23 protein-coding genes are annotated in these 25,334 nt (G+C 74.3%); 10 read left to right on the top strand and 13 right to left on the bottom strand.

What is annotated here, in order from left to right; all coding sequences use genetic code 11:
- Positions 1-116 precede the first annotated feature (116 nt).
- Positions 117-3,077, bottom strand: a complete 2,961-nt coding sequence (locus AB0D67_RS01530; protein WP_362928625.1) for a cellulose binding domain-containing protein — start codon at positions 3,075-3,077, stop codon at positions 117-119.
- Between the two features lie 219 nt (positions 3,078-3,296).
- On the opposite strand from AB0D67_RS01530, the gene AB0D67_RS01525 reads away from it, so the two are divergent.
- Positions 3,297-4,217, top strand: coding sequence for an aryldialkylphosphatase (locus AB0D67_RS01525; protein WP_362928623.1), 921 nt, complete (start codon positions 3,297-3,299; stop codon positions 4,215-4,217).
- 14 nt (positions 4,218-4,231) lie between these two features.
- The gene (locus AB0D67_RS01520; RefSeq protein WP_362928621.1) at positions 4,232-5,110 is read left to right on the top strand and encodes a sugar phosphate isomerase/epimerase; all 879 of its coding nucleotides are present in this window, start codon (positions 4,232-4,234) and stop codon (positions 5,108-5,110) included.
- A 141-nt stretch (positions 5,111-5,251) separates the two neighbouring features.
- Here the strand turns inward: AB0D67_RS01520 and soxR are convergent, their stop codons facing one another.
- The gene (soxR, locus tag AB0D67_RS01515; RefSeq protein ID WP_362928619.1) at positions 5,252-5,737 is read right to left on the bottom strand and encodes a redox-sensitive transcriptional activator SoxR; all 486 of its coding nucleotides are present in this window, start codon (positions 5,735-5,737) and stop codon (positions 5,252-5,254) included.
- A 79-nt stretch (positions 5,738-5,816) separates the two neighbouring features.
- Complete coding sequence (locus AB0D67_RS01510; RefSeq protein WP_362928616.1) at positions 5,817-6,818, bottom strand: LacI family DNA-binding transcriptional regulator; 1,002 nt, start codon at positions 6,816-6,818, stop codon at positions 5,817-5,819.
- Positions 6,819-6,983: 165 nt separating this feature from the next.
- On the opposite strand from AB0D67_RS01510, the gene AB0D67_RS01505 reads away from it, so the two are divergent.
- The 4 genes from AB0D67_RS01505 to AB0D67_RS01490 all read left to right on the top strand — a co-directional run bounded on the left by AB0D67_RS01505 (position 6,984) and on the right by AB0D67_RS01490 (position 11,680).
- Positions 6,984-8,504 (top strand): alpha-N-arabinofuranosidase, encoded by a 1,521-nt coding sequence (locus AB0D67_RS01505; protein ID WP_362928614.1) that lies wholly within the window; start codon positions 6,984-6,986, stop codon positions 8,502-8,504.
- Positions 8,501-9,841, top strand: coding sequence for an extracellular solute-binding protein (locus AB0D67_RS01500; RefSeq protein WP_362928612.1), 1,341 nt, complete (start codon positions 8,501-8,503; stop codon positions 9,839-9,841). The genes AB0D67_RS01505 and AB0D67_RS01500 overlap by 4 nt, the downstream gene beginning before the upstream one ends.
- Entirely contained in the window at positions 9,838-10,779 is a 942-nt protein-coding gene (locus AB0D67_RS01495; RefSeq protein ID WP_362928610.1) for a sugar ABC transporter permease, read from the top strand. The genes AB0D67_RS01500 and AB0D67_RS01495 overlap by 4 nt, the downstream gene beginning before the upstream one ends.
- Before the next feature lie 64 nt (positions 10,780-10,843).
- The gene (locus AB0D67_RS01490; protein ID WP_362928608.1) at positions 10,844-11,680 is read left to right on the top strand and encodes a carbohydrate ABC transporter permease; all 837 of its coding nucleotides are present in this window, start codon (positions 10,844-10,846) and stop codon (positions 11,678-11,680) included.
- Positions 11,681-11,810: 130 nt separating this feature from the next.
- On the opposite strand, the gene AB0D67_RS01485 is transcribed toward AB0D67_RS01490, so the two are convergent.
- Positions 11,811-12,467, bottom strand: a complete 657-nt coding sequence (locus AB0D67_RS01485) for a neutral zinc metallopeptidase (RefSeq protein WP_362928606.1) — start codon at positions 12,465-12,467, stop codon at positions 11,811-11,813.
- Positions 12,468-12,689: 222 nt separating this feature from the next.
- Positions 12,690-12,911, bottom strand: a complete 222-nt coding sequence (locus AB0D67_RS01480) for a DUF6158 family protein (protein WP_362928604.1) — start codon at positions 12,909-12,911, stop codon at positions 12,690-12,692.
- Between the two features lie 158 nt (positions 12,912-13,069).
- Between AB0D67_RS01480 and AB0D67_RS01475 the strand changes: the two genes are divergently transcribed.
- The gene (locus AB0D67_RS01475) at positions 13,070-14,029 is read left to right on the top strand and encodes a LysR family transcriptional regulator (protein WP_362928602.1); all 960 of its coding nucleotides are present in this window, start codon (positions 13,070-13,072) and stop codon (positions 14,027-14,029) included.
- Positions 14,030-14,073: 44 nt separating this feature from the next.
- Positions 14,074-15,513: a hypothetical protein gene (locus tag AB0D67_RS01470; RefSeq protein WP_362928600.1), complete on the top strand. Its 1,440-nt coding sequence runs from the start codon at positions 14,074-14,076 to the stop codon at positions 15,511-15,513.
- A gap of 114 nt (positions 15,514-15,627) precedes the next feature.
- On the opposite strand, the gene AB0D67_RS01465 is transcribed toward AB0D67_RS01470, so the two are convergent.
- Entirely contained in the window at positions 15,628-15,840 is a 213-nt protein-coding gene (locus AB0D67_RS01465) for a DNA primase (protein WP_362928598.1), read from the bottom strand.
- A 450-nt stretch (positions 15,841-16,290) separates the two neighbouring features.
- Between AB0D67_RS01465 and AB0D67_RS01460 the strand changes: the two genes are divergently transcribed.
- Both AB0D67_RS01460 and AB0D67_RS01455 read left to right on the top strand, forming a co-directional pair.
- Positions 16,291-17,472 carry an ROK family protein gene (locus AB0D67_RS01460; protein ID WP_362928764.1) on the top strand — a complete coding sequence of 394 codons (1,182 nt, stop codon included), beginning with the start codon at positions 16,291-16,293 and terminating at the stop codon, positions 17,470-17,472.
- A 167-nt stretch (positions 17,473-17,639) separates the two neighbouring features.
- Positions 17,640-18,131 (top strand): GNAT family N-acetyltransferase, encoded by a 492-nt coding sequence (locus AB0D67_RS01455; protein WP_362928596.1) that lies wholly within the window; start codon positions 17,640-17,642, stop codon positions 18,129-18,131.
- 19 nt (positions 18,132-18,150) lie between these two features.
- Here the strand turns inward: AB0D67_RS01455 and AB0D67_RS01450 are convergent, their stop codons facing one another.
- From AB0D67_RS01450 to AB0D67_RS01420, 7 genes are all read right to left on the bottom strand, one after another.
- Positions 18,151-19,113: a UDP-glucuronic acid decarboxylase family protein gene (locus AB0D67_RS01450; protein ID WP_362928593.1), complete on the bottom strand. Its 963-nt coding sequence runs from the start codon at positions 19,111-19,113 to the stop codon at positions 18,151-18,153.
- Positions 19,110-20,156: a glycosyltransferase family 9 protein gene (locus AB0D67_RS01445; protein ID WP_362928591.1), complete on the bottom strand. Its 1,047-nt coding sequence runs from the start codon at positions 20,154-20,156 to the stop codon at positions 19,110-19,112. Before AB0D67_RS01445 ends, AB0D67_RS01450 begins: the two co-directional genes overlap by 4 nt.
- Before the next feature lie 16 nt (positions 20,157-20,172).
- Entirely contained in the window at positions 20,173-20,853 is a 681-nt protein-coding gene (locus AB0D67_RS01440) for an SDR family oxidoreductase (RefSeq protein WP_362928589.1), read from the bottom strand.
- Complete coding sequence (rfaE2, locus tag AB0D67_RS01435; protein WP_362928587.1) at positions 20,835-22,229, bottom strand: D-glycero-beta-D-manno-heptose 1-phosphate adenylyltransferase; 1,395 nt, start codon at positions 22,227-22,229, stop codon at positions 20,835-20,837. The genes AB0D67_RS01440 and rfaE2 overlap by 19 nt, the downstream gene beginning before the upstream one ends.
- Positions 22,226-22,789, bottom strand: coding sequence for an SIS domain-containing protein (locus tag AB0D67_RS01430; RefSeq protein ID WP_362928762.1), 564 nt, complete (start codon positions 22,787-22,789; stop codon positions 22,226-22,228). The genes rfaE2 and AB0D67_RS01430 overlap by 4 nt, the downstream gene beginning before the upstream one ends.
- Positions 22,790-22,791: 2 nt before the next feature.
- Positions 22,792-23,985 carry a glycosyltransferase gene (locus AB0D67_RS01425; RefSeq protein WP_362928585.1) on the bottom strand — a complete coding sequence of 398 codons (1,194 nt, stop codon included), beginning with the start codon at positions 23,983-23,985 and terminating at the stop codon, positions 22,792-22,794.
- A gap of 165 nt (positions 23,986-24,150) precedes the next feature.
- Positions 24,151-25,278, bottom strand: coding sequence for a glycosyltransferase family 9 protein (locus AB0D67_RS01420; protein ID WP_362928760.1), 1,128 nt, complete (start codon positions 25,276-25,278; stop codon positions 24,151-24,153).
- Between the last annotated feature and the right edge of the window lie 56 nt (positions 25,279-25,334).

The following is a 25,334-nucleotide window of genomic DNA, read 5'->3' as shown; positions in this document are numbered from 1 at the left end:
GGCCCGCCACGCCTCTCCGGCCGGTCACCGTCGCCTTCCGGCCGGAGAACACGGAGTCGGGCCGCCACGCCTCTCCGGCCGGTCACCGTCGCGTTCCGGCCGGAGGGCGCGCGGGGTCAGCCCGTCGTGCAGGTGACGGTGGCGGGGACGCCGTTGGCCCCGGTCCAGGAGGCGCCGAACCCGAACGTGGTGGACGCGCCGCCCGCCAGGTTCGCGTTCCAGCCGGCGTCCTTGACGGTCACGTCCGCGCCGGTCTGGGTGTGGACTCCGCTCCAGAGCTGGGTGATCTTCTGGCCGTCGGGGAAGGTCCACTTGACCGTCCAGCCGTTGATCGCCGAGGTGCCGGTGTTCTTCACCGTGACCTCGCCCTGGAACCCGCCGGGCCAGGAGTTGGCGACCTTGTAGGCGGCGGTGCAGCCGCCGCCGGGCTGGCCGCCGCCGGGCGCCGTGGTGAACGTGACCGGGTCGGAGGCGGCGGAGACGTTGCCCGCCGCGTCCCGGGCGACCACGTAGTAGGTGTAGGAGGTCGCCGGGGACAGGCCGGTGAGGGTGAACGTCGCCGAGGACGGCGAGCCCGCCTTCACGTCGGTCGTCCCGGCCTCCCGGTAGACGTCGTATCCGGTGACGCCGGTGTCGTCGGTGGACGCCGTCCAGGTGAGCGTGGCGCCGGAGGAGGTGATCGACGAGGCGGCCGGCTTACCGGGCTTGGACGGCGGGGCGGTGTCGTCATCGGGCGGGACGGTCCCGGACGGGTCGGCGTACAGGACGCCCCGGCCGTTGGTGCCGAGGTAGACGCGCCCGTAGATCCGCGGGTCGCCGGTGATGGCGTCGCCCATGTTGCCGTACTGGTGCCGGTCGTCGTTGATCCGCACCCAGGTCGCGCCGGCGTCGTCGGAGCGGAACACCCCGGCGGTGCCGTCCACGGTGGCGGCGGCGTAGAGCGCCGGGTACGTCTTGCCCGGCGCGGCCTTGCCGAAGCCCACGCTGACGGCGTTCGTGACGGCGGAGAGCTTGGTGAAGGACGCGCCGCCGTTGACGGAGTGCCACAGGCCGCTCTCGCCGCCCGCGAGCCAGATGTCGCCCTTGACGCCCGGCAGGGCCTTGAACCTGACGTCGCCGGTGGCCGGCAGGCCGGTGGCGGCGGTGGCGGTGAAGGACGCGCCGCCGTTGACGCTGACGTAGAACTTCCCGGCGGCGAAGCCGTAGAAGGTGTTGGGATCCACCCGGTCGGACTCGACCACCGCGCCGGTGGGGATGCCGGTGGAGGCGGTCCAGGAGTTGCCGAAGCCCACCGAGTAGTGGACGGGTATGCCCTTGGGGGCCCAGACGAAGCGGGAGCCGTCGGCGGACGCCGCGACCGTGCCGCCCTCGTTGATCCCGCCCGGCTCGGTGCCCTGGAACCAGTTGGCGCCGCCGTCGGTGGAGAACGCGACGTGGCTGTCGTTCGGCCGGTCGGCGTCGGTGAAGCTGCCCGCCCGGACCATGATCGCCGGCTTGGTCTCGGCGTAGTCGAGGCTGGTCGTGGTGGTGAAGACGGGCGAGGTGAACATCATCGGCGGCACGGCGTCGAGGCTGGCGTGGCGGAAGCCGCCGATGTCGCCGAGGCCGCTGATCAGCGGCGCGCCGGTGGGCGGGCTGACCAGGTCGAGGACGGCGGTCTCCTCCAGCCCCTTGACCATGGGCTTGATGGTGAACTGGCCGCCGGTGTCCCACTTGAGGAGGTCCTCGGTGCCGTAGATGGTGGCGCCGGTGCCGTACATCATGCGGTTGGAGTCGAACGGGTCGATCTCCATGGACTCCGTCATCCAGCCGAGCTTGGGCGCGGTCTCCGGCGGCGCCGGGTTGCCGCCGAAGGTGAGCCAGGGGGACGAGGAGATGTCCATCTTGTAGCGGAGGGTGCGCTCGGGGTAGCTCGCCCAGTCCCAGATGCGGGTCCAGGTCGCGCCGCCGTCGGCGGAGCGGAAGAAGATCACGTCGGGCCACCAGGAGACCTGGGTGGCGACCATCAGGGTGCCGGGGTGCTGGCGGTCGAGGGTGAGCCCGCTGTAGCCGAAGTAGTCGTCGGACGAACTGGAGGGGATCGGGCTGATCCGGGTCCACGCGCCGGTCGCGGTGTCGAGCTTCCAGACGTCGCCCTTGGCGCCGTCGTACGGCCCGCCGGTGTCGCTGGTGGCGATGTAGAGCGTGTGGTTCTTGGCGTCCAGGACGCCCTTGTGCGCGATGTACCCGGTGGGCTGTCCGGCGACCCGCGTCCAGGTGGCGCCGGCGTCGGCGGAGCTGTAGACGGTGCCGGCCTTGTCGGCGACGCCGACGTAGATCTTCTTCGTCGGGCTGCCCTTGGTCCCCGAGGAGGGGTCGAAGGTCACCCAGACCACGCCGGGCCGGTGGCTGAGGTAGCCGTTCGGGTCGTTCGGGTCCTGGGCGTAGTCGCCCGGGTTGGTGAAGGAGGTGACCTTGGCCCAGGTCACGCCCTTGTCGGTGCTGCGCCACAGGCCGTTGCCGTCGGGCGCCCCGAGGTAGACGACCCGGTTGTCGTTGGGGTCGACGGTCAGGCGCTCGCCCATGCCGCGGCCGGGCATGTTGCCGCCGAGCTTGAACGGCAGCGGGGTGGCCTGCCAGGTCTTGCCCCGGTCGGCCGAGCGCAGGATCGCGCCGTTGTTGGGGTCCCAGCTGTTGGTGTACATCCCGGCGGCGACGTAGACGCGGTCGGGTTCGACGGGGTCGGTGGCGAGGCTGACCACGCCGTTGTAGCCCCACCGGTCGCGGCCCACCCAGTCGAGGAGGGGGGTCCAGCTCTTGGTGGCCTGCTCCCAGCGGTAGGCGCCGCCGATGTCGGTGCGGGCGTAGATCAGGTTCTTCTCGGTCTGGTTGAAGATGATCCCCGGCACGAACCCGCCGCCGTCGATCCGGACGTTCTTCCAGTCGTACGGCTGGGCCGCGGCCGCGGCGGCGTTCGCCCGCGCCCCGGCGGGCGCGGGGAGCGCGCCGGCGGACGCCGCGGCTCCCCCGGCTCCCCCGGCGACGGCCGCGCAGGCCACCGAGACGGCGGCGAGCACGCTGAACAGACTTCTTCGCATGTACGGCTTCCCTTCGCTGAGCAATGGTCAGACCGCCATGCACGGTCAGGGGGCGGGGACCCTGACCTTCGACCGCCCATGATGCACGTGCATGAACGCCCAGAGGGTCACACAGCAGCGCACATCCCGTCAATAGTTTGGAAGGACAACTAAAAGCGGAAAGGTAAAGCCCTGAGGCTTTCTTCGATTTTCACACCAAATATGGGCTAATGTCCGTTCATGCATGAGGCAAATCTCGTGATGACCGTCAACGGCCCGTGCCTCCCGCCGGACATCGAGGGGGCGGTCCTCCCCCGCGAGCATCTCCGCAGCGACCTGCGGTGCGCGGCGGGCGCGGCCTCCGACCCCAACCGCTGGCTGGACGAGGAGGGCGCCGTCGTCGAGGAGCTGCGCGACCTCCGCCGGTACGACGCCCTCGGCCTGGTCGTCGAGCTGAGCTGCATCGGCGCCGGGCGCGACGCCGCGACGCTGGCCAAGGTCGCGGCGTGCAGCCGGGTCGGCGTGGTGGCCGGGACCGGCTTCTTCGCCGGCCCGTTCACGCCCGCCTGGGCGCTCGACGCCGACGTGGACACGCTCACCGCCCACCTGCTGGCCGAGATCCGCGACGGTCTGGACGGCACCGGGGTCCGGCCCGGCGTGATCGGCGAGATCGGCGCCTGGGACGGCGACCCGTCCCCCGCCGAGGAGCGCTGCGCGGCCGCCGCCGCCCGGGCGTCCCTGGCCTCCGGCCTGCCGGTCGCGGTCCACCACCGCGGCGCCCTGCCGCTGCTGGAGATCCTGCTCGGCGAGGGGCTGCCCGCCGGCCGCGTCAGCGTCGCCGACACCGGGACCGACCGCGCGCTCCCCCGCAAGGTCGCCGAGGCCGGCGGCTACGTCTGCCTCTCCTCCCTCGGATCCTCTCCCGGGTCCGACCGGCTCCGGCACGCCCTCGCCCTCGTCGAGGAGGGGCACGCCCACCGGTTGCTGCTCAGCAGCGGCCTGTCGAGGGTCTCGGAGATCGAGCGGTACGGCGGAGCCGGTTACGGCCATCTGTTCCGCACGTTCCTGCCCAGGATGCGCGAAGCTGGGATCACCGAGGACACCATCCGCCTGATCACCCGTGACAACCCCCTCCGCTGGCTGGCCCGTCTGGAACAGTGACACCTGGAGCAGTGATGTCGATCAAGGTCGCGAACGCCCCCGTCAACTTCGGGATCTACCGGGCCGACGACGCGCCGATAGGCCCCGCGACCATGCTCGGCGCGCTGGCCGGCGCCGGATACGACGGGGTCGACTCCGGGCCGATCGGCTACCTCGGCATCGGCGCGGAGCTTCGGGAGCGGCTGGAGCGGGCCGGGATGGGCCTGGCCGGCGGCTGGGTGGACCTGCGCTACGAGGACGCCGGGGCGTTCTCTGCCGGCCTGCCGGGGCTGGAGGCCGCCCTGGCGGTGTTCGCCGGCGCGACGCCCGCCGACGACCGGTTCGCGCCGCGGCCCACGCTCGCCTGCCCCGGCCATCCGCCGCGGGTCGCCCGCGACGGCGCCCCGGGCCTGCCCGCCGGCGAATGGGCGGGCTTCGCCGCCCGGGTCCAGGAGGCCGCCGACCGCTGCCGCGACCGGGGCCTGGAGCCCGTCTTCCACCACCACCTCGGCACCCTGGTGGAGACCGCCGAGGAGGTCGAGCGGCTGCTGGAGCTCACCGACGTCTCCCTCTGCCTGGACACCGGGCACCTGTGGCTGGCGGGCGGCGACCCGGTGGCGGCGCTGCGCGACTGGGGCGGCCGGATCCGGCAGATCCACATCAAGGACGCCAGCCGCGCGGCGCGCGACGGGGTGCGGGCGTCCGGCGGCGACCTGGCCGCGGTGGTCGCGGGCGGCGGCTTCCCCGCCCTGGGGGCCGGCGAGGTCGATCTGGCGGGGGTCCTCGCCGGACTGGACGGCTACGAGGGCTGGCTGGTCGTCGAGCAGGACGCGCCCGGCTCCGGCCAGGACGTCCGCCGCATCCTGGACGACCAGCGCGCCAACCGCGACTGGCTGCGCGCCCACGGCGTCTGATCCGCACGATCGTACGGCGGGCCGCGCCGTACGGCGGACGTCCCGGGTCCTGCCCGCACGCGACTCCGGCGGCCCGTTCGGCCGGGACGCGTCCTGCGCCGCGCGGGCCGTACGGCGGGCGGGAGCCGTACGGCGGGCCGCTCAGACCGCGGGCTCGCACACCTCGCCGGCGCACGGGCGCGGGTTCGGACGGCCGACCATCAGCCGCGAGCCCGGACCCCGGGCCGCCTCCGCGTCGCCGGGGTTGGCCAGCGCGCAGCGGTCCAGGGACAGGCAGCCGCAGCCGATGCACTCGGTCAGGCCGTCGCGGAGCCGCTGGAGCTGCTTGATCCGGTCGTCCAGCTCCGACCGCCACGTCGCCGACAGCCTCGCCCAGTCGTCGCGGGTGGGGGTGCGCTCCTCGGGCAGCGCCGACAGCGCGGCCTGGATCGTCTTCAGCGGGATGCCCACCCGCTGGGAGACCCGGATGAAGGCGATCCTGCGCAGCGTGTCACGGGCGAAGCGGCGCTGGTTGCCGGCCGTGCGACGGCTGCGGATCAGCCCTTTGGCCTCGTAGAAGTGCAGCGCCGAGACGGCGACGCCGCTGCGGGCCGCGAGCTGGCCGACGGTGAGTTCGAAGTTGGGCACGGGCCCATCGTAACTCGACCTCCACCATTCTTGAGGTTTCGCCCGGAGCCACGGCGTCCGCGTGGGAGCGTCGGGGCCCTCACCTGCCCAGGGTGCTCTCCCTGGGGACGAGTCGGTAGCCGGCCCGCGCCTCGCGAGGGGGCTGGCCCGGCCGGCCGTCGATGCGCTGCCGGAGCAGGTCGACCGCGATGCGGGCCAGCTCCGCCTTGTCGGGGGCGACGGTGGTGAGGGTCGGCGTGCTGTAGCGGCCGTCCTCGATGTCGTCGAGCCCGGCCAGCGCGATGTCCTCGGGCACCCGGAGTCCCGCGGCGAGGATCGTGCGCATCGCGCCGAGCGCCAGCAGGTCGTTGAAGCAGAACACCGCGTCGGGCCGCGGGTCCAGGGTCAGCAGGCCGGCCATCGCCGCCGCGCCCTCCGCCCGGTGGTAGCGCTCCACCTTCGCGACCGTCTCGGGCAGCCCGCGGGCGGCCAGCGCCTGGCGGTACCCGGCCAGGCGGAGCGGGGCCGTACCGCTGGCGGAGTTGTCCTGCGCGCCGAGGGCGGCGATGCGGGTGCGGCCGAGGCCGATCAGGTGCTCGGTGACGTCGCGGGCCGCCCGTACGTTGTCGATGGCGACGTGGTCGGCCGGGCCGTCGTGGATCCGCTCGCCGAGCAGGACGAGGGCGGTGTCGTCGGTGCGGGCCGCCAGTTCCTCGGCGCCGATCGCGAAGGGGGTCAGGATGAGCCCGTCGACCCGGTGGTCGCGGACCCCGTCGAGGGCCTGCCGCTCCCGGTCGAGGCCGCCGTCGGTCTGCTCGATGACGACCAGCCACCGGTGCTCGGCCGCGGCGTCGATGACGAACCGGGACAGCTCCGCGAAGTAGGGCGCGTCGAGCTCCGGCAGGGCCAGGGCGATCACGCCGGTGCGGCCGCGCCGCAGGTTCCGCGCCGACAGGTTGGGGCGGTAGTCGAGTTCGGTGAGCGCCTTCTCCACCTTCGCCCGGGTCTCCGGGGAGACGTGGGCGTACCCGTTGACGACGTTGGAGACGGTCTTCACCGACACCCCCGCCAGGCGCGCGATGTCGCGCAGGCTCACTCCCACGGCGTCTTCCGTCCTCCCCGGCCGCGCGGCCCTCCAGGCTCGCGCGAGATGCGAACCCGTCGATCGTAACGCCCGGGTATCGCTGCGGCGGCGACTGTTTACAACGTTGAAACAACGTTGTACAAACGTCCCTATTCACGCAAGCCCCCGCAAAAGAGGTCTGCCTTGCCCCCCTCCGCCCGCCTCACCCTGGACCCCGCCTTCCGGATCGGCCCGGTGGAACCCCGGCTCTTCGGCTCGTTCGTCGAGCACATGGGCCGCTGCGTCTACACCGGCGTCTTCGAGCCCGGCCATCCCCTGGCCGACGCCGACGGCTTCCGCACCGACGTGCTGGAGCTGACCCGTGAGCTCGGGATCACCGTGGTCCGCTACCCCGGCGGCAACTTCGTCTCCAACTACCGCTGGGAGGACGGCGTCGGCCCCGTCCAGGAGCGGCCCGCGCGCCTGGACCTGGCGTGGCGGAGCCTGGAGGGCAACCGCTTCGGCCTCAACGAGTTCATGGCGTGGGCCGCCAAGGCCGGGGTGGAGCCGATGATGGCGCTCAACCTGGGCACCCGCGGCGTGGCCGAGGCGCTGGAGCTGGTGGAATACGCCAACCACCCCGGCGGCACCGCCCTGTCGGAGCTGCGCCGCTCGCACGGCATGGACGAGCCGCACGACGTGCGGCTGTGGTGCCTGGGCAACGAGCTGGACGGCCCCTGGCAGATGGGGCACAAGACCGCCGCCGAGTACGGCCGGCTCGCCGCCGAGACCGCGCGGGCGCTCAAGCGGTTCGACCCCGGGCTGTCCCTGGTGGCCTGCGGCAGCTCCAACAGCGGCATGCCGACGTTCGGCTCATGGGAGGCCGAGGTGCTGGAGGCCACCTACGAGATGGTCGACCACATCTCACTGCACGCCTACTACGACCCCTCCGACGGCGACGTCGACTCCTTCCTGGCCAGCGGCGCCGACATGGAACACATGATCCGCTCCATCGCCGCCACCGCCGACCACGTCGGCGCGAAGCTGCGCAGCAGGAAGAAGATCATGCTCTCCTTCGACGAGTGGAACGTCTGGTACCAGAGCCGGTTCGGCGGCGAGTCGTCGCTGGACTGGACCGAGCACCCCCGGCTGATCGAGGACACCTACGACGTCACCGACGCGGTCGTCGTCGGCAGCCTGCTGATCACGCTGCTGCGCAACGCCGACCGGGTGAGCGTCGCCTGCCAGGCCCAGCTCGCCAACGTCATCGCCCCGATCAGGACCGAGCCCGGCGGCCCGGCCTGGCGGCAGACCATCTTCCACCCGTTCGCGCTGACCGCCCGGCACGCCCGCGGCCAGGTGCTGAGGGTGGAACCCGAGTGCGCGGTGATCCCCACCGCCAGGTACGGCGACGTCCCGGCGATCTGGGCCACCGCCACGCACGACGAGGCGACCGGCGACACGACGCTCCTCGCCGTCAACCGCGACCGGAACTCCCCGTGCGACCTGGAGGTCACCCTTCCCGAGGGGATGCGGGCGGTTGCGCACCTGGAGCTCGCCGACGACGACCCCTCGGCCGTCAACTCCGCCGAGACGCCCGGCCGCGTCGTCCCCCGTCCCGGCTCCGGCGCCCGCGTCGAGGGCCGCCACGCCTCGCTGCGCCTCTCCCCCGCCTCGTGGAACATCGTCCGCTTCGCCCCCGCTTCCCCCCAGGAGTGGCAATGACCAGTCCGCTTTCCCGCCGCTCTTTCCTCAGCGTCACGGGGGCCGCAGGGCTCACCGCCGCGCTCGCCGCCTGCGGAGGCGGCACGAAGATCGGGGCGGACTCCTCCGCGCCCGCCTCGGCCGCGCCGACGTTCTCCGGTGGCGAGTACACCGGGCCCAAGGTGACGCTCGACTACTGGAACGGCTTCACCGGCGGCGACGGCCCGCACATGCGGAAGATGCTGGACGAGTTCAACAAGCAGTTCGCCGGCCGCATCGAGATCCGCAACGTCACCCGGCGCTGGGAGGACCTGTACCCGGCGATGCCGACGGCCATCTCCGCGGGCAAGGGCCCGGACGTGGCGGTCATCCACATCGACTGGGTCGGCACCATGGCCGCCCGCAAGACGCTCCTGCCGCTGGACGACGTGGTGAACTCGCTCGGGCTTACCGAGTCCGACTACATCCCCGCCATCTGGAAGGCCGGCGTCTACAAGGACCAGCGCTACAGCGTGCCGCTGGACGTGCACTGCCTGGCCGACTACTGGAACACCGAGCACCTGGACAAGATCGGGCTGAAGGAGGCGCCCGCCGACCGGGAGGGCTACGAGAAGGCGCTGACGGAGCTGAAGAAGGCCGGTGTCGCCAGCCCGTTCTGGATGCCGAACAAGTGGCCGGCGCACCTGATGTTCATGAGCCTGCTGTGGCAGTTCGGCGGCGACCTCTACAGCGAGGACGGCGTCAAGGCGCTGTGGGGCGGGCCGGAGGGCGAGAAGGCCCTGGCCTGGATGGTCGAGCAGATCGACAAGGGCTACAGCCCCGCCGAGGTCGCCCAGGACAGTCAGTACGCCGCCTTCAAGAACGGCAAGGTCAGCCTCACCTGGGACGGCATCTGGCAGATCAACGACCTCAAGACCAACGCCCCGTCGCTGAAGTGGGGCATGTCCCCGATCCCGAACATCGGCGGCACCGCCGCCATGTGGAGCTCCTCGCACAACTTCGTGATGACCTCCCAGGCCGGCAAGGACCCGAACAAGGTCCAGGCCGCGAAGTTCTTCATCGACCACATGGGCCGCCTGTCGGCCGAGTGGGCCAAGGCCGGCATGATCCCCGCCCGCAACTCCGCCCGCCAGGACGCGGAGATCGCCGACCTGCCGCAGATCAAGCTGGCCGCCGACCCCGAGGTGTTCCACTTCATCCCCGCCATCCCGGGCGTCGGCGACGTGCAGAGCAAGGCCCTGGAGCTGGCCGTCGCCAAGGCCGTGCTGAAGCAGTCGTCCCCCGCCGACGCGCTGAAGGAGGGCGTGGCGGCGGCGGACAAGCTGCTGGCCGACAACAAGCGGAAGTACGGTCAGTGAGCGGCCCGCCCGCCAGGGTGGAGGACCTGCCCGGGGCGGCGTCCCCGGGCGGGTCCCCCCGGACCGCGGGCAGGATGCGGTCCTGGACGCCGTACGCGTTCTGCGCCCCCTACCTCGTGCTGTTCGCCGTCTTCATGATCCTGCCGATCGGCTTCGGGTTCTGGACGAGCCTGCACGAGTGGGACATCAACCTGCCGGCCAAGCCGTTCGTCGGGCTGGAGAACTACACCGACCTGTTCGACCCGGCGAGCGTCGACGGGTCGCGGTTCTGGTCGGCGATGCGGGCCACCGGGATCTTCACCGTCTTCTCCGTCCCGCTGCTGATCGTGCTGCCGCTGCTGGTGGCGCTGCTGATGAACGGCCGGTTCGCCGGGCGCAACCTCTACCGGGCCGTCTACTTCGCCCCCTACGTGCTGGGCGTCGTGGTCGTCGGCGTCGTCTGGCAGTTCCTGCTGGACGGCAACATCGGCCTGGTCAACCACTATCTCGGCCTGGACGTGCAGTGGACCACCGCCGTGCCGCCCGCCTGGATCGCCCTCGTCGGGGTGACGGTGTGGTGGACGCTCGGCCTGAACGCGGTGATCTTCCTCGCCGGGCTGCAGGACATCCCCCGGGAGCTGCACGAGGCGGCGATGGTGGACGGCGCCTCGGCCTGGGACCGGTTCCGCGCGGTGACCCTGCCGGGTCTGCGGCCGGTCATGCTGTTCGTGGTCAACACCACGATCCTGGCCTCGGCCAACATGTTCGGCCAGTCCTACCTCATCACCCGGGGCGCCCCCGCCGACCAGACCAAGACGGCGATCTACCTGATCGCCGAGACCGGTCTGCGCCAGTTCGACATGGGCACCGCCTCGGCGATGAGCTTCATCCTGGCCGCCTTCCTGATGGTGGCCAGCGGGCTGGTCTTCGGCGCGTTCCGGGACAGGAGGAAGGCATGATCCGGGCCTTCGCCGGGGGAACCGCGACCGGAGGTCCCACGATCTCCGCGAAGGGGAGGAAGCCGTGACCGGGGACATCCGCCGGCTGCGCCGTACGCTGCTGCACCTGGTCCTGGCGGTGATCGCGGCGCTCTACCTGAGCCCGCTCGTCTACATGGTCGTCACCTCTTTCAAGACCCGCGAGGCCGCCGGCTCGACGGAGCCGCAGTGGATCCCCTCCCCGGTCACGATCGACGCCTACCGGGAGATCCTCGGCAGCGCCGACAGCCCGGCGATGCGCTGGTTCCTCAACAGCCTGGCCGCCGCCACCGGGCACGCGGTGCTCGTCCTGGTCACCGCCACGCCCGCCGCCTACGCGCTGGCCCGGCTCCGCTTCCGCGGCCGGAACCTGCTCTTCGGGACGATCGTGGCCACGCTGTTCGTGCCGCCGGTGGTGCTGCTGATCCCCAACTTCCTGATCGTCAACGAGCTGGCGTGGGTGGACAGCCTGCCCGCGGTGATCGTCCCGGCCGCGGCCGGCGCGTTCGGGGTGTTCTTCCTGCGGCAGTTCTTCATCACGCTGCCCGGGGAGCTGGAGGAGGCCGCGGAGCTGGACGGCTGCAACCGGTGGCAGATCTTCACCTCCATCGCGCTGCCGCTGGCCCGCCCCGCGCTGGTGACGCTGTTCCTGCTGTCGTTCCTGACGAACTGGAACGACTTCCTGTGGCCGCTGTACGTGCTGCTCAGCCCGGAGTCGCTGACCCTGCCCGCCGGCCTGGGCAACTTCCAGAGCGCCAACAGCGTCCGCTACGACCTGCTGATGGCCGGCGCGGTGATCGCCAGCGCCCCGGTGATCGTCATCTACCTCGCCGCCCAGCGCTGGGTGATCGAGGGCATCTCCCGCTCCGGCCTGAAGGGGTGAGGGACGCCCCCGCCGTACGGCCGGCCGAGCCGGGTCCCCCGAGCCGGGTCCCCCGGGCCGGGTCCCCCGGGCCGGATTCCCCGGGCCGGATTCCCCGGGCCGGGAGGACGGGCCGTACGGCGGCGCGGCGTCAGGGCAGGCAGCCGCGCACGCCGTACCTAGCGCCGCGGTTGAAGGAGGAGGTGCGCTGGGCGGCGGTGCCGTGGTCGGTCACGTCGGTCCAGGACGTCTCGTCGCCCAGCCTCCGGTGGATCTCGGCGATCTCCTCCACGTCGCCCCGCTCGAACCGCAGCACGCCGTCGGCCGCGGCGCCGTACAGCACGGCGCCGGCCAGGCAGTCGGCCTGGAGCTCGTAGGTGGACATCACCAGCGAGTCGCGCAGCCGCGCCTGCACGGCGTGCCCCCACTCGTGGGCGACGACGAGGTACACCCACGCGTCGCCGATGCGGTAGCCCTGCGCCATGAGGTCGAGGTCCCAGGCGATGAAGTCGTCCTCGATGCAGTACCAGGCGTTGTCGTAGCCGAGACGCCGGCCGCCGCACAGCGGCGGCTTCTTCACGCCCCTGCGGTAGCCGCCGTACACGGCCGGGGGGACGTACTTCCCGGTGAAGAACCGCGACCAGTGGGTCCGCCAGTAGTTGTCGACGACGTAGACCGCCGTGGAGACGTCCCGGCCCATGTCGTCCGCGCTCCGCGCCGCCGCGGCCGGGCCCGCCGGGACTGCCGCCGCGGCCAGGGCCGACCAGGCGACCACGAGGCAGAGCGCCTTCCATCGCCGCACGCGCACAGAAGCCTCCCGCGGGCCGGATCCTGCCTCGAAAGTAGGCGCGGATCGGGCGCGGCGGAAGACCGCTGAGCCGTATGGACGAAAGTTCTGCGAAGGGGCCGGGGGCCGGGCACGCCACCGGTCCCCGCCGCGGACGCGCGTCCGCGGCGGGGCCGGCCGTACGGTCACCGCCGGACGACGGCCATCGCGACCGGCCGTACGGTCACCGGCGGCGGGCGACGGCTACCGCTGCCGGGCGCCCTCGCGCAGCCGCTCCGGATCGACGTCCCGCTCGGGGTGGCGGCGCAGGTACTCCTGCTCAAGCTCCCCGGTCCGCGTGGTGTGGTTCGCCAGCGCGTCGTCGGATCCGTGCAGGAGCGTCTCGGTCCGCGTCTCGTGCATGTGCCGCAGCTCGCGGAACAGGTCTTCCTCGGAGAGGTCCTTGGGGTCGATTCCCATCGTCATGGGGACTCGCCTACCCCGTCACCGCCCTCCCTCACCTCCCGTTCGTCTCCGCCGTGCCGCACGAACGACCTCGCCCGTCACTTGATTTCACCAAATTCCGTCAGATTTCATGACTCGGCTACATTGCGGGCATACCGCCGCCGCTTTACCTTCCCGGTATGGACCTCGAGCTTCGACACCTCAGGATCGTGCGCGCGGTCGCCGAGGCCGGGAGCGTCACCAAGGCCGCCACCCACCTCGGGCTGGCCCAGCCGGCGCTGACCGCCCAGCTCAAGCGGATAGAGCGAGGACTCGGGGGAGCCCTGTTCCGGCGCGACCACACCGGCGCGCGGCCCACGCCTCTCGGGGAACTGGTGCTGGCCAGGGCGAAGGTGCTGCTGCCCGCCGCCCGCGAACTCCAGGAGGAGGCGGTGCGGTTCGCCAACACCGGCGGCGCCGCGCCCAGTTACCGCCTGGGCGCCACCAACGGGCCGATCCTGGGCGGCCTGGTCGACCGGCTGGCCGGAGAGTGGCCCTCCACGCCGGTCAGCACCTGCACCTCCTGGTCGGCCAGGGAACTCGCCACGATGGTCACGCTCGGCCGCATCGACTTCGCGGTCGTCGGTGCCTGCGGCGAGAGCCCGCCGCCCCTGGAGGGGCCGGTGATGTGGCAGACGATCGGGCTGGACCCCGTCTTCGTGCTGCTCAGCGAGGACCACCCGCTCGCCGGGCGCGAGGAGGCGGAGCTCTCCGAACTGGCCGGCGAGCGGTGGGCCGTCACCCCCGGCGACGGCTGCTTCGGCGACTGCTTCGCCGCCGCCTGCGCCCGCGCCGGCTTCACTCCCCTGACCATCTACGAGACCGACGTGGCCACGTGCCTGCACCTGGCCTCCGTCGGCCGCGCCGCCGTACTGTGCCAGGCGACCTTCCAGCCGACCCCGGGGCTGACCACGGTGCCGCTCGCCGGCGCGCCGCTGCGCTGGCGGCATATCCTCGGCTGGCACCCGGAGGCGGGCACCGCGCGGGTCGCGGACTCGGTCGCCGAGCACGCCAAGTCGGCCCACGCCGACGCGGTACGGCGCAACGCCCGCTACGCCTCCTGGCTGAGCCGCAACCCGCGCTTCGGCACCAGTCCCTGACGGGGCGCGTCACGGCCCCGACCGCCGTCGACCACAATGGTCGGATGAGCGAGGTTCTGACGCTGTGCGAGGGCACGGTGCTGACACACCTGGCCACCCGGGCCGAACTGGCGGCCGGCCGGCTGGCGGCCTCAGACGACCTGCGGCTGTGGGCGCGGCTGGCCGACGGCGAGGGGCTGCCGCTGACCGGCGGCGGCCGGGTGCGCACCGTGACCGAGGAGGGCGAGCCGTTCCTGGCCGGGCCCGCGGGCTGGCTGGCGGACGTGGCGGCAGAGGACGTCGTCGCGCTGCGCCTGCGCGACGGCCGGCTGGAGCCGTCCGTCGTGAAGCTCGACGCCTTCCCCGCCGACCGGGCGATGCTCGTCGTCCAGGAGTTCGGCGAGCGGGCGCTCGACGCGCTGCGCGGCTTCGCCGAGGGGATCGACCCCTCCCCCGGCGTCCCGATCGACGCGGCGGTGCTGGAGCTGCTGGCCAGGGCGCCGGACACCTTCGCCGACCCGCTGCCGCCGCTGGCCCCGCTGCTGCGGGGGGCCTCGCTGGAGGTGCGGGGCGGCCGGGTGGGCGTCGTGGGCACCCCCTGGGACCCCGGGTCGGTCGCGGGCCTGTCGCCGCTGGACATCATGCGGCTGACCCTGTCGCGCAGCGCGCTGCGCACCTACGACGAGGGGGCCGACCTGTCGAGGGCCGTCACGTACCTGTCGCGCTCGCCGGAGGTGCTGGAGCGGATCGCCGACGAGGTCGAGCGCGAGCCCCTCTCCGCCCGGGTGCTGGAGGCGCTCCCCCGCACCGAGCCGACGGCGCTGCTGCTGGCCGCCAGGTCCGCCGAGGGCGAGGGACGGTCGTTCGAGGCGTCCGGGCTCGTCGGGGAGGCGCTGTCCCTGGCGCCCGGCCTCGCCCCGGCCGAGCGGGACGCGGCCGAGTACGCCGCCTGCCGCACCGACCCCGGCGACCCGCTGCCCGCGCGGGCGGAGCACCTGTTCCGGCAGCTCGCCGTGTACGGCGCCCGCCCGGCCCGCCGCCGGCTGACCGACGACCTGGTGGCGCTGAGCGTCCGGGTGGCCGAGCCCGCCCTGGCCGACCTCGCCCTGTTCGAGAACGACGTGGCGGGAGAGTTCCTGGACGCGCGGGGCGTGTGGCTGCGCGACGACGAGGTGGAGCTGCTGGAGTCCTGGCGGCGCACGCCGCTGCGCCTGTGGGAGGTCCTGGAGGTCGAGGGGGAGGAGGTCGCCCTGCGCGACTCCGGGTCCGGGGGGACCGGGACGGTCACGGTGACCGACGAGCTGCTGTCGCGCCAGGCCGTGCCCGGAGACCTGATGCTGACCCGGCTGCTGGGCGACGGCCGGGGGCCGCGGGTGTTCGGCCACCCGTTCAAGGTGGCGCCGGAGCGCCGGGAGGAGATGCTGGCGCTGCTGACCGACCCGGTCGACCCCTACGCGGTGGCGGCCTTCTTCCGCCGGGTCCCGCGCCCGCCCGGCGCCACCTGACGCGGGGACCGCCCGCCCGGGGCCCTTCGGCGCGGGGACGGCTCGGCCGACGCCTTCCGGCGCGGGGACCGCGCGGCCGGCCGGACCGGCCGCGCGGTCGCGAGGAGCACGTCGTCAGTCGTCGTAGCCGTCGTCGTCGTTCCAGCCGCGGTTGCCGTACCCGCCGCCGCCACCGTCGTCGCCGTCGTCGTACCCCTGGAAGGGCTGTTCGACGGCGACGCGGGCGGCCGTGTCCGCCGTGGCGGGCTGCGCCGCCAGCGCGGCGGGGACGACGAGGCCGGAGCCCGCCACGGCGCCGGCGGCGAGAGCGTACCTGATCCTGATCATGTGACCCCCAGGTCCGATCGGTCACGCCCGGGCGGCACCCGGGCCGACGGGGCGCCGGACCGGCCACCCGGGTGTCCCGGCCGGCACGGAGACGGCGTACAACTGGGATTCCACCCGGGCCGGAACGGAAATCACCGCCCTTCCCAGGAAAGGGGAAAACCATCGGCCCGGCCGACCCACCATCCGGTGGCGGAGAATGACCGGCGGAGCCGTTTCCGTCACCCTCGGTCACCGGCTCCGGGGAAGCCCTGTTCTCCCGCGCCTCGCGGCGTCTCCCCGAACAGAACGGGCCGGTAGATCACCGTCGTCTCCCGGCCCGCCGTACGGGTCGCATAGCGCCCCGCTTATGGCGACAGCCGTACAAAAGTAGCGATCATTTGGGCATAATGACCGGAAGAGCTGGCCTAAGTCGCCGTGGCCACGCGTGAACGAGGAGTGTTGACTGTGCGCATGCCGAGCGAGGCGAACGGACCCGACGCGGGCGCGGGGGCGCTGCTGAAGATCCTGCGCGACGGTCGGGCCCGCACCCGGGCGGAGCTGGTGCAGCTCACCGGCCTGGCGAGATCGACGCTCGGGCAGCGCCTCGACGCGCTGGTGAGCCAGCGGTGGGTCGTCCCGACCGAGGAGGCCATCTCCTCCGGGGGCCGCCCGGCCGTCGCCTTCACCTTCAACCGCTCGGCCCGCGTCGTCCTCGCCGCCGACCTCGGCGCGACCCACGCCCGGGTCGCGGTCACCGACCTCGGCACAGAGATCCTCGCCGAGCACGCCGCGGAGGTGCCGATAGACCGCGGCCCCGAGGAGACGCTCCGCTGGCTCCAGCGGACCTTCGAGGAACTGCTCGCCGAGAGCGGCCACACCGTCGAGGAGGTCTGCGGCATCGGGGTCGGCCTGCCCGGTCCGGTGGAGCACAGCTCCGGACGGCCGGTCAACCCGCCGATAATGCCGGGCTGGGACGGCTTCCCCGTCCCGGAGTGGCTCGGGGAACGGCTGGGCGCGCCCGTCCTGGTGGACAACGACGTCAACATCATGGCCCTCGGCGAGCACTGGGCCGCCCGCCCCGAGGCCGACCACCTCATCTTCGTCAAGGTCGGCACCGGGATCGGCTGCGGCATCATCAGCGACCGCCGCCTGCACCGGGGCGCCCAGGGCGCGGCTGGCGACATCGGCCACATCCAGGTCTCCCCCGTCCTCGACGTCGTCTGCCGCTGCGGCAACCGCGGCTGCCTGGAGGCCGTGGCGAGCGGCGCGGCCGTGGCGGCCCGGCTGCGCGACGCCGGAGTGGAGGCGACCGGGGGGCGCGACATCGTCCGGCTCGTCCGGAGCGGCAACACCCGGGCCGTCCAGCTCATCCGCCAGGCCGGCCGCGAGATCGGCGAGGTCCTCGCCTCGATCGTGAACTTCTTCAACCCCTCGGTGATCGTGGTCGGCGGCGACATGGCCGAGGCCGGGGAGCAGATCCTCGCCGGTCTGCGCGAGGTCATCTACAGCAGGTCCCTGCCCCTGGCCACCCAGCACCTGACGATCACCGCCAGCGACCTGGGAGACCGGGCCGGGGTGGTCGGCGCCGCCGTCATGGTCATCGAGCACGTCCTGGCCCCCGGCGCGGCCGAGCACGCGGCCGGCCGTCCCTGACCGGCCGTCCCTGACCGGCCGTCCCTGATCGATCGTGCCTGATCGGCGGCGCCTGATCGGCCGTGCCGGGCGGATCACGGCCGGGCGGCGGCCGTCCGCGTGGCGTCCCGGATCCGGGCGGCATTCCGATCGACCGGCGGGCACGGACCGTGGGACACTCGCCGCTCATGGACGCCGAACCGATCGAGACCGCGCGCCTCACCCTCCTCCCGCTGGCGGTCGAACACGCCGCCGAGATGGCCGAGGCGCTGGACGACCCCGCCCTGCACGAGTTCACCGGCGGCTCCCCCTCGACCGCCGGGGAGCTGCGGGACCGCTACGCCCGCATGATCGCCGGGCCGGCCGGCGGTGACGACCTCTGGCTCAACTGGGTGATCCGCGTGACGGAGACCGGCCGCCTGGCCGGCTACGTCCAGGCCACCGTGACCTCCGGCCGGGCCTGGGTGGCCTGGGTCGTCGGCACCCCGTGGCAGGGCCGCGGCGTGGCGACCGAGGCCGCGACCGCCATGGTCGCCTGGCTGCGGGAGCGCGGCGTGCGCTCCTTCGCCGCCGCAGTCCACCCCGCCCACACCGCCTCCGCGGCCGTGGCCCGCCGCGCGGGCCTCACCCCGACCCCCGCCACCGAGGACGGCGAGACCATCTGGGAGTCAGCCCCCTGAAACCCCTCATGGACGGCTGTCAGCCGACCAGTTCCTCGGTGCGGCGGAGTTCGGTCTCGAACCAGGCGATGGTGCGGCGCAGGCCGTCGGTGACGCCGACCTCGGCCCGCCAGCCCAGGCGGGCCGAGGCCAGGGTGGTGTCGGGGCGGCGCACGGCCGGGTCGTCGGCGGGGCGGTCGATGAAGCGGATCCCGGAGGACGAGCCGGTCAGCTCGATGACGGTGCGGGCCAGGTCGAGCATGGTGATCTCGGTGGGGTTGCCGATGTTGACCGGGCCGGGGAAATCGCTGTCGGCCAGGGCGAGGATGCCCTCGACGGTGTCGTCGACGTAGCAGATGGACCGGGTCTGGGAGCCGTCGCCGGTGACGGTGAGGGGTTCGCCGCGCAGGGCCTGGCGGATGAAGGTGGGGATGGCGCGGCCGTCGTGGGGCCGCATGCGCGGGCCGTAGGTGTTGAAGATCCGCACGATGCCGGTGTCGGCGCCGTGGGTGTCGCGGTAGGCGGTGGTGAGGGACTCGGCGAAGCGTTTGGCCTCGTCGTAGACGCTGCGGGGACCGACGGGGTTGACGTTGCCCCAGTAGGACTCCGTCTGCGGGTGCTGCTGGGGGTCGCCGTAGACCTCGCTGGTGGAGGCCAGGACGAAGCGGGCGTTCTTCTCCCGGGCCAGACCCAGGGCGTGCAGGGTGCCCAGGCTGCCGACCTTGAGGGTCTCTATGGGGTGACGCAGGTAGTCGGCCGGGGAGGCGGCCGACGCCAGGTGCAGGACGAGGTCGACGTCGCCGGGGACGTGGACGAACCCGGTCAGGTCGCATTCCAGCAGGCGGAAGGCGGGACGGCCCAGGAGGTGGTCGACGTTGCGCGGCGAGCCGGTCAGGAAGTTGTCCATGCAGATCACGGCGGCACCACGGGCCAGCAGGCGTTCGCACAGGTAGGAGCCGAGGAAGCCGGCGCCTCCGGTGACCACTGCGCGTCGGATGTTCATCGGACGGTCACCTCCAGCAGGTCGGTCGCGGCGCCGAGGACCTCTTCGACGCCGATTCTCAGCAGGCCGGGGCCGGGACGGCCGGCGTGCGGGTCACCGGGGACACCGGCCCACAGGGCCACATGGGGCCCCGGGGGCGGCCCCCACAGCTCGGGAGGCGTCGGCCCGAACAGCACGACCGAGGGCGTGCCGAACGCGCTCGCCAGGTGCGCCACGCCCGTGTCCCCGCAGACGACGAGGCGGGCCCGTGCCACCAGCGCGGCCAGCCCTGTGACGTCCGTACGGCCCGCCGTCACCGCCTCGTCCGGCAGGCCGGCCACGGCGGCCACCCGCAGGGCGAGACCGCGTTCGGCGGCGCCCCCGGTGACGAGCACGTCGTGTCCGGCGCGGCGCAGCGCGGCGGCGACCATGGCGAAGCGGTCCGGCGGCCAGCGCCGGGCGGAGCGGGCGGCTCCGGGGTGGACGAGGACGGGGGCCGGGCCGGAGTGAGACTCCCGCGCCGGAGCGCCGGAGCCCGCGGACGGCGGCGTCAGCGTCAGGTCGGCGGGGTCGGCGGGGATGCCGTGCCAGGTCAGCAGGTCGCACCAGCGGACGCGTTCGTGCACCTGGGCGGGCCAGGGAGGGCCGGGCAGGCCGGGGCGGGCGTGGCCGATCAGCCGGGCGGGACGGGTGGCCAGCAGGGCGGCGGCGCTCTGCGGGCCACGGCCGTGGAGGTTGACGGCCACGTCGGGACGGCGCAGGGGGACGGGGCCCGGCCCGCTGACGTCGAGCAGGTCGTCGCAGGCGCCGATGAGGGGCAGCAGACCGGCCAGCGGGGCGGGGGCGGCCAAGGTGACGCGGTGGCCGGGAAAGGCGCGGCGCAGGGCCCGCAGTGCGGGCACGGCGGTGAGCAGGTCGCCCAGGCCGAGGCCGCGCAGCACGACCATGACCGGCCGCCCGCTCCCGGCGGGGCCGCCGGAGGCCCTTCCGGGGGCGGGCAGGCCCGTCCCGGTGTCCGCCGCGCCCGCCGGGTTCACGGCGTCCACCGGGTCCACCGGGTCCACCGGGCGGTTCCGCCGGTCACGGCCATGAGGTCTCCGTGGCGGGGCAGACGACGAGCTCGCGGATCTCACAGCCGGCCGGCTGGGACAGGGCGAAGACCACGACGGCGGCGACGTCCTCGGGCTGGTTGAGTCCCGCGTCGGGGCCGGGCCTGTACCGGTCCGGACGGTCGTCGAAGAAGTGGGTGCGCATGCCGCCGGGGACGAGCAGGGTGACGCCGACCCGTCCGGCGAGTTCGGCGGCCAGGGCACGGGTGAGGCCGACCACGCCGAACTTGGAGGCGCAGTAGGCGGTGGCGTCGCTGAGGGCGCGCAGTCCCAGGGTGGAGGCGCAGGTGACGATCCGGCCGCCCGAGGCGGTCAGGTGGGGCAGGGCCGCGCGGATCGTGGCGGCGGTGCCGAGCAGGTTGACCGCGACGACCTTCTCCCACGCGGCGGCGGGCACGTCCGCGAGGCGGCCGCAGGCGTCGATGCCCGCGGCGGTGACGACCCCGTCGAGACCGCCGGCCCTCCCGGCCAGCTCGGTCACCGCCCGCTCCACCCGGTCGCGGTCCGCCACGTCGGCGAGGACGTGGTCCACGCCGCCGGCGGGCGGGCGGACGTCGACGACCAGCGGCCGCCCGCCCTCCTTGGCCACGGCCTCGGCCACCGCCCTGCCCAGCCCGGACGATCCGCCGGTGATCAGGATGTTTCCCAGCATGGATGTTCCCCCTCGCATCGCCTGGCCGCCCTCGCGGCCTCGATCAGACCGGTCGTGGACCTTCCGGACACCAGCGGGAGGATCACGCTCTCTCCCCCGGTCCGGCGCACGGTCTCGGCCTCCGGCAGGTCCGGCGCCGTGTAGTCGCCGCCCTTGACCCACACGTCGGGGCGGAGCCGTTCGATCATCGCCGCCGGGGTGTCCTCGTCGAACACGGCCACGGCGTCGACGCACTGCAGCGCGCGCAGCACCTCCACCCGGTCCCGCTGGCCGACCACGGGCCGCCCCGGGCCCTTCAGCCGCCGCACCGAGGCGTCGGAGTTGACGCACACGATCAGCGCGTCGCCCAGCGCACGGGCCCGGCGCAGCAGGCTGACGTGACCGGCGTGCAGCAGGTCGAAGCAGCCGCCGGTGGCGATCAGCCGTCCGCCGGTGGCCCGGACCACCTCGGCCACCTCCAGGGCGGTGCGCGGCCGGTCCCCGGGCGCGGGCGCGGGCGTCCGCACCGCCGCCGCCCCGCCGTTCTCCACGAACCGGGCGGCCTCGGCGACGCCGGTCCCGACGGCCTCCTCCACCGGGACGCCGGAGGCCAGCGCGAGCGCGGCGGCCCCGGAGAACCGGTCGCCCGCGCCGCAGGCGTCCGGGCCCGCCGAGCACACCGGCGGTGGAATCCGGGTGGACCTGCCGCCCCGCCGGGCCAGCACGGCGCCCTCCCCGCCCAGCGTGACGGCCACCGCCTCGGCGCGCAGCGCGCGGACGAGGTGGCGGGCCATCCGGTCGGGCGACAGCCGCGGCTGGGCGCTCAGCGTCCGGGCCTCGGACTCGCTCGGGGTGACCAGCGTGCAGCCGGGCGGGGGCAGCGGCCCCCGCGGATGCGGGTCCCACACCAGCGGCCCGGCCGCCCGGCGCAGGCAGGGGCCCAGGACCTCGGCGACGCCGCGGCCGTAGTCGGACACCAGGACCGCTCCCGCGCCGCGGAGCAGCGACTCGACCTGCCCGGCCCGGCGGATGTCGAGGGCCGGGTCCGCCCGGCCGTCGCCGGTGTCGACGCGCAGCATGGTCTGGCCCCTGGCCCGCACCCGGGTCTTGGTGACCGTGGTGCCCTGCAGCGGCAGCCGTACCACCTCGACCCGGCCGGCCAGCAGGCCCAGCAGGCAGCGGCCGGGGTGGTCGTCGCCGAAGGCGGCGACCAGGACCACCTCGGCGCCGCCCTCGGCGGCCAGCACCGCGGCGAGTCCCGCCCCGCCGGGGCGGCGGTGCTCGCGGCCGCCCGCCACGACCGGCACGGGGGCGTCGGGGCACAGCCTCTCGGCGTCGCCCTCGACGTCCACGTCCAGCAGGGTGTCCCCGATGACGACGATCGGGCCCGTGCTCATCCGGTCACCTCCTCCATCGCGCCCTCCACCGCGTCGCAGAGCATGTGGATCACCGCGAGGTGCACCTCCTGCACCGTCGCGGTGTCCCCGGCGGGCACCGCCAGGACCTCGTCGCACAGCACGGCCAGCGGGTTGGGCGCCGGGCCGGTCAGCGCCCAGGCCGTGATGCCCGTCCGGCGGGCGGCGCGCGCCGCCGCGAGCACGTTCGGGCTGCGCCCGCTGGTGGACAGGCACATCAGCACGTCGCCGGGCCGGCCGTGCGCCCGCACCTGGCGGGCGTAGACCTCCTCGGCGCCGAAGTCGTTGCCGATCGCGGTCACCGCCGAGGTGTCGGCGTGCAGCGGGATCGCCGCGTACGGCTCCCGGTCGGAGCGGTAGCGGCCGACCAGCTCGGCCGTCAGGTGCTGAGCCTCGGCAGCCGAGCCGCCGTTTCCGCAGGCCAGCAGCCGGCCGCCGCCGCACAGCACGGCCGCGAGCTTGCGGCCCCAGACGGAGATCGTCGCCGCCTCGGCGTCCACCGCGCGCAGCGCGGCGCGCAGACGGGTCAGGTGCGGGTGCACGGTCATCCCCCCGCCACGGCGACCCGGGCCCCGCGCTCGGCGAGGACGTCCAGGTAGACCGACTCGGTGCGGGCCGCCACCCGCGGCCAGCCGTACCGGGTGACGGCTCTCCGCCGGCCCGCCTCGGCGAGGGCCGCGCGCAGCTCGGGCCGGTCCAGCACGTCGAGCAGGGCCCGCGACAGGGCGCGCGGGTCGCGGGGCGGCACCAGCACGCCGCAGCCGGCGACGGTGTCCAGGTGGCCGCCGACGGAGGAGGCGACCACCGGCACGCCGCAGGCCATCGCCTCGACCGGGACCATCCCGAACGGCTCGTACCACGGCACGGTCACCAGCACGTCCGCCGAGCGCATCAGCGCCGGCACCTCGGCGCGGCCGACGCTGCCCAGCAGGTGGACCCGGCCGGTCAGCCCGCAGGCCGCGGCCAGGCCGGTCAGCCGTACCGCCTCGTCGTCGCGCGGCGTGCCGCCGACGACGAGCAGTTCGGCGTCCGGCAGCCGGGACAGCGCCCGCACGACGGTGTCCAGCCCCTTGCGGGGCACCATGCGGCTGACGCAGAGCACCCGGGGCGATGGGCCGCGCGGGGCGACCGGCCCGTCGGGGCGGAACAGCTCCAGGTCCACCCCGCACGGCACCACGGCGATCCGCTCGTGGCCGACGCCCATGCGCAGCAGCTCGCTCACCTCGTCGCGGCAGGTCGCCACGATCGCGTGCGCCCGGCGCGCGATGTCGGCCTCGGCGGCGACGCGTCCCGGCGGACTGGTGTCGGCCGGGCCCTGCCAGCGCCGCTTGACCACCCCCAGGGCGTGGAAGGTCTGCACGACCGGCACCCCGAGGTCCCGCGCCGCGGCGAGGGCGGCCAGCCCGCTCATCCAGAAGTGGGCGTGGACCACGTCGGGTGGCCGTCCGGCCCAGCGACGCGCCAGATGGGCGCCGAAGGCGGGCATGTACGGCAGCAGCTCGTCCTTGGGCAGGTCCTCGGCGGGCCCGGCCGGGACGTGCTCGACGGTCAGCCCGGGTCCCGCGGAGACCTGCTCCGGCTGGCCGGACGCGGTGCGGCGGGTGTGGACGACCACCTCGTGGCCCCGCTCGGCGAGGGCGGCCGCCAGGGCGGCGACGTGGACGTTCTGCCCGCCCGCGTCCACTCCGCCGACGGCCGCGAGGGGGTCGGCGTGCTCCGACACCAGGGCGATCCTCATGACACGATCTCCTTCACGCCTCATGCCACTGACTTCCACGCGGACGCCTTCAGGTCACGGTCCTCGCGGGCGCCCTCACGGCACGGCCTCCCTCACGGACGCTCCCTCCCGCGGGCGCACCCACGACGCCGCCTCCCTCACGGACGCTCCCTCCCGCGGGCGCCCTCACGACACGGTCTCCCTCACGGACGCCAGGCGGCCGACGGCCTCGGCGACCCGCGCCGGTGACACCGACGACAGGCACGGGTGGCCGGGGACCGGGCAGACGCGGGCCCTGCTCCCCGCGCACGGGGCGTCCTGGTCGCCGAGCAGCACCGACGGCACGCCGTACGGGGCCCAGCGGGCCGCCGGGACCACCGGGGCGAACAGGGTGACCACCGGCGTGCCGACCGCCGCCGCCAGGTGGGCGGGGCCGGTGTTGGCCACCACGACCGCGCTCGCCCCGGCGAGCACGGCGGCCAGTTCGGCGAGGGACGTCCGGCCTCCGAGGTCCCGGACGGCCTCCGCGGCGCCCGGGACGGCCTTTTCCGCGCCGGAGCCGTCCGTCCCGGCGTGCCCGGCGCCGCCCGCCACCCGCCGGGTCAGCTCGCACTCGCCGGGCCCGCCGGTGACGACGACCCGCCGGCCCGCGCGGACCAGTTCCCGGACCGCCTCGGCGCAGTGGCCCTCCGGCCAGGCCCGGGCCGGCGCGGAGGTCCCGGGGTGGACCACGACGTAGCCGGGCGGCCCGGCGAGGTGCCCGACCGGCGGCAGCGGACGCCGTACGGCGAGCCGGCCGTCGTCGCCGGGCGGCGGGCGGAAACCGGCGGCGCGGGCCACCGCGAGCATCCGCTCGGGTTCGGGCACGTCCACGGTCTCGTCCACGATGTGACGGACGTCCAGCAGCGAGCCGGGGTAGTCCTCGCTGATCGCGGCGATCCGGGGGACCCCGGCCAGCCGCAGCAGCAGCGCCGGCGGCAGTGACGACTGGTGGAAGGAGGTGAGGATGAGCGCCTGGTCGGGGGCGGCCTCCCGGACGAGCCGGAGCAGGCCGACGACGTGCGAGCCGGTCACCGGCCGCGGGTCGGGGTCGATCCACGGGGCCCGCCATTCCAGCACGCGGTCCACGCCGGGCAGCAGCTCGGCCGCGGCCCGGCCGTCAGGCCCGGCCAGCAGCACCACCCGGCGGGCCGACGCCGCCACGGCGCGGACGGCCGGACCGGCGAGCAGCACGTCACCGGCGTTGTCGAGGCGGACGATCAGGACGGTTCCGGCCGGAGCGCCGTTCGCGGAACGGGCCGGGGCGCGGGTCACGGCGGGCGCGGGGCGGGCCGCGCCGCCGTTCACCGCGCCGTTCACCGCGCCGTCCA

It is taken from the genome of Streptosporangium sp. NPDC048047, assembly GCF_040653115.1.
In the GTDB taxonomy this organism is placed as follows: Bacteria; Actinomycetota; Actinomycetes; order Streptosporangiales; family Streptosporangiaceae; genus Streptosporangium.
The sequence above is the reverse complement of the archived record's forward strand: the minus strand, read 5'-3'. Positions and strand labels throughout refer to the sequence as shown.

Bases quoted from the DNA above. Each gene is read 5' to 3' on its own strand.
- AB0D67_RS01530 (WP_362928625.1), bottom strand. From the start codon at position 3,077: ATGCGAAGAAGTCTGTTCAGCGTGCTCGCCGCCGTCTCGGTGGCCTGC.
- AB0D67_RS01525 (WP_362928623.1), top strand. From the start codon at position 3,297: ATGCATGAGGCAAATCTCGTGATGACCGTCAACGGCCCGTGCCTCCCG.
- AB0D67_RS01520 (WP_362928621.1), top strand. From the start codon at position 4,232: ATGTCGATCAAGGTCGCGAACGCCCCCGTCAACTTCGGGATCTACCGG.
- AB0D67_RS01500 (WP_362928612.1), top strand. From the start codon at position 8,501: ATGACCAGTCCGCTTTCCCGCCGCTCTTTCCTCAGCGTCACGGGGGCC.
- AB0D67_RS01480 (WP_362928604.1), bottom strand. From the start codon at position 12,911: ATGACGATGGGAATCGACCCCAAGGACCTCTCCGAGGAAGACCTGTTC.
- AB0D67_RS01475 (WP_362928602.1), top strand. From the start codon at position 13,070: ATGGACCTCGAGCTTCGACACCTCAGGATCGTGCGCGCGGTCGCCGAG.
- AB0D67_RS01470 (WP_362928600.1), top strand. From the start codon at position 14,074: ATGAGCGAGGTTCTGACGCTGTGCGAGGGCACGGTGCTGACACACCTG.
- AB0D67_RS01465 (WP_362928598.1), bottom strand. From the start codon at position 15,840: ATGATCAGGATCAGGTACGCTCTCGCCGCCGGCGCCGTGGCGGGCTCC.
- AB0D67_RS01460 (WP_362928764.1), top strand. From the start codon at position 16,291: ATGCCGAGCGAGGCGAACGGACCCGACGCGGGCGCGGGGGCGCTGCTG.
- AB0D67_RS01455 (WP_362928596.1), top strand. From the start codon at position 17,640: ATGGACGCCGAACCGATCGAGACCGCGCGCCTCACCCTCCTCCCGCTG.
- AB0D67_RS01450 (WP_362928593.1), bottom strand. From the start codon at position 19,113: ATGAACATCCGACGCGCAGTGGTCACCGGAGGCGCCGGCTTCCTCGGC.
- AB0D67_RS01440 (WP_362928589.1), bottom strand. From the start codon at position 20,853: ATGCTGGGAAACATCCTGATCACCGGCGGATCGTCCGGGCTGGGCAGG.
- rfaE2 (WP_362928587.1), bottom strand. From the start codon at position 22,229: ATGAGCACGGGCCCGATCGTCGTCATCGGGGACACCCTGCTGGACGTG.
- AB0D67_RS01425 (WP_362928585.1), bottom strand. From the start codon at position 23,985: ATGAGGATCGCCCTGGTGTCGGAGCACGCCGACCCCCTCGCGGCCGTC.